This is a genomic window from Micromonospora acroterricola (assembly GCF_003172955.1).
Classification (GTDB): Bacteria; Actinomycetota; Actinomycetes; order Mycobacteriales; family Micromonosporaceae; genus Micromonospora; species Micromonospora acroterricola.
This window is the reverse complement of the sequence record NZ_QGKR01000062.1, coordinates 1-3,279: the sequence shown is the minus strand read 5'-3', so window position 1 is coordinate 3,279 and position 3,279 is coordinate 1. Positions and strand designations below refer to the sequence as shown.

Below are 3,279 nucleotides of genomic sequence, written 5' to 3'. Positions count from 1 at the left end.
GCGTCGAGCGGGCTGAGCGGGTCGGCGGCGGCGGTGCGCCGCAGCCGGTCGCGCAGCACCTCGGCGTCGCGGGCCGCGCCGAGCACCCCGGCCAGCCAGCGCAGCTCGGCGCGCAGCGGGCGGGACCAGGTCCTGCGGACCAGCGGCGCGAAGGTGCGCAGGTCGCTGCGGAGCCGCCGGCAGGCCACCCGCATCTGGTGGACGGCGCTCTTCCCGCCCCCGCTCGGGGCACGCAGCCGCACCAGCGGGTCGTGCGCCAGCAGCCGGCGTACCTCCCTGCGGACCGCCTCGGTGACCACGTCGCCCGCGCTCGGGTCGGCCGGCAGCCCGGCCGGCGCGACCAGCTCCGGCTCGGCCCGGGCCGCCGTGCCCAGCGCCCGCACGTGCTTGGGCGTGAAGGATCCGTCCCGTGCGCCGGCCTCCCGCAGCACCGCGCCGATCCGGTCCAGCAACGGCCGGTCGCCGGCCTTGAGCTCCACCTCCAGCTCCCGGAAGGCGCCGGTGGTGGCGCCGCTGTCGTCGAGAACGGTCACCCGGTCGTCGACCACCTCGGCGAGCACCGCTCCCGCCGCGTCGCACACCTCGTGTGCGTGCCGGACGGTCCGTACCACCGTCACCGGTGCCAGCGGCGCGCCCCGGTGCAGGACGGTGACCAGCTCCACCAGCTCGGGCGGCGGCTGCCCGACCGGCCCCGGGCGGGAGATCTCGTGCCGGACGCCGGGCGTCGACGTGGGCAGCTTCACCGTCCACGGCAGCTCGTCGCCGCGGCGGTGGCGGAGTGAGGCGCCGGCCCGGGCCAGCCGCAGGTCGACCGTGTCGAGGTAGCGGGCGACCAGGGTCACCGGTGGCAGCGCGCGGACCCGGCCACCGGCCGGCGCCGTGGCGGACAGGTCCGGCAGCACGTAGGCGTCGTCCACCTCATGCTTCTGCTCCTCCTCCACCATCAGATCAGCCTATGCCGCGACCCGGTCAGCCGGCGGTGCCACCGACGCGGCGCAGCAGCAGTTCCTGGAGATGCTCCGGGGCCGCCTCGCCGCCGCCGGTGCGGCGGGTCCAGCAGCCGTCGCCGGACAACTCGAACGCGTCCACGTCGGGGCTCATCGCCAGGTTGAGCACCTGGTCCAGCTCGGCCCGCGCCACCGGGTCGCTGACCTGCACGAGCGCCTCCACCCGCCGGTCCAGGTTGCGGTGCATCAGGTCGGCCGAGCCCATCCAGAACTCGGCGTCACCGTTGTTGCCGAACCGGAAGATCCGGGAGTGTTCCAGGAACCGGCCGAGGATCGAGCGGACGCGGATGTTCTCCGACAGCCCCGGCACCCCCGGGCGCAGCGTGCACATGCCCCGGATGAGCAGGTCGACGTGTACGCCCGCCTGCGAGGCCCGGTACAGCGCGTCGGTCACCCCCTCGTCCACCAGCGAGTTGACCTTGAACTGGACCAGGCCGGGCATGCCGAGGCGGACGTGCGAGATCTCCCGCTCGATCCGCTCGATCAGGCCGCTGCGGATGCCCTGCGGGGCGACCAGCAGCCGCCGGTACGCGGTCTGCCGGCTGTAGCCGGTGAGCACATTGAACAGGTCGGTGAGGTCAGCGCCGATCTCCGGGTCCGCGGTGAGCATGCCGAAGTCCTCGTACAGCCGCGCGGTCTTGGGGTGGTAGTTGCCGGTGCCGATGTGGCAGTACCGGCGGATCTGGTTGCCCTCCTGCCGGACCACCAGCGCGGTCTTGCAGTGCGTCTTCAGGCCGACCAGGCCGTACACCACGTGGCACCCGGCGCGTTCCAGGGTGCGGGCCCAGCCGATGTTGGCCACCTCATCGAAGCGGGCCTTCACCTCCACCAGCACCACCACCTGCTTCCCGGCGGCGGCCGCGTCGACCAGCGCGTCGACGATCGGCGAGTCGCCGCTGGTGCGGTAGAGGGTCTGCTTGATGGCGAGCACGTCGGGGTCGGCGGCGGCCTGCTCGATGAAGCGCTGCACGCTGGTCGCGAACGAGTGGTACGGGTGGTGCACCAGGATGTCCCCGTCGCGCAGGGTGGCGAAGACGCTGCGCGGCACCTCGCCCTCGGCGAGCCGGGGGTGGGTGGCCGGCACGAACGGCGGGTCCTTGAGGTCCGGCCGGTCCGCCTCGCCGTAGACCTGCCACAGCGCGGAGAGGTCCAGCAGCCCGGGCACCCGCAGCACGTCCTGGTCGTCCATGTCCAGTTCCCGGACGAGCAGGTCCAGCATGTGATCGGAGATCGACGCGGCCACCTCCAGCCGGACCGGCGGGCCGAACCGGCGCCGGGCCAGCTCCCGCTCCAGGGCCTGGAGCAGGTCCTCGTCGCGGTCCTCGTCGACCTCCACCTCGGCGTTGCGGGTGACCCGGAACAGGTGGCACTCGACCACCTGCATGCCGCTGAACAGCTGCCCCAGGTGCACCGAGATCAGGTCCTCCACGGGCACCATCCGCACGCCTGGCTGGTCCCGGTCGACCCGGACGAAGCGGGGAACGTTGTTGGGCACCTTCACCCGGGCGAACAGCTCCGAACCGCCGTCCGGGTCGCGGACCGCCACCGCCAGGTTCAGCGACCGCCCCGAGATGTACGGGAACGGGTGCGCCGGGTCCACGGCGAGTGGGGTCAGCACCGGGAAGATGTGCTCCCGGAAGTAGGTGCGCAGCCGCTCCCGCTCGACGTCGCCCAGCTCGCCCCAACGCAGTATGCGGATGCCCTCGTCGGCCAGCTTGGGTAGCACGTCGTCGACGAAGCAGGCGGCGTGCCGGGCGACCAGCTCGGCGGTCCGCTCGGCGATCAGCTCCAGCTGGGTACGCAGGGGCAGCCGGTCGCCGCCGCGCACCGGGAGGCCGGCGGAGAGCCGCCGCTTCAGCCCGGCGATGCGCACCATGTAGAACTCGTCGAGGTTGCTGGCGAAGATGGCGAGGAACTTGGCCCGTTCCAGCAGTGGGGTGCGCTGGTCCTCGGCGAGCGTGAGCACCCGGGCGTTGAAGTCGAGCCAGGACAGTTCCCGGTTGAGGAACCGGTCCTCCGGCAGCGGCGTGGGGGCCGGTGACTCGTCCTCCTCGCCGCCGGGCGCGGTGTCCGCTGGCGGGACGGGCCCGGTTCCACCGGGACGGTCCTCGGTCGGGGCGGACGGGACGGTGGGGTCGATCACCTCGTCCAGCCCGGAGGAGGCCGCGGCCGGGTCGTCGGCGAGCGTGTCGGCGCGGGCGGCGCCGGCGCGTTCGGCCCGGGACGGGCGGAAGCGGCCGTCGCCCCCGCGGGTGGGGGCGCCGTTGCGGGG

General features: G+C 73.8%; 2 protein-coding genes. Both read right to left on the bottom strand.

Features of this window, described 5'->3' with window-relative positions:
* On the bottom strand, positions 1-944 hold a 944-nt coding region (locus DKT68_RS00915; RefSeq protein ID WP_146218252.1), incomplete at its 3' end, for a CYTH and CHAD domain-containing protein.
* Positions 945-969: 25 nt separating this feature from the next.
* Positions 970-3,279, bottom strand: a 2,310-nt coding sequence (locus DKT68_RS00910) for an RNA degradosome polyphosphate kinase (RefSeq protein WP_109815541.1), incomplete at its 5' end; no start/stop codon positions are given.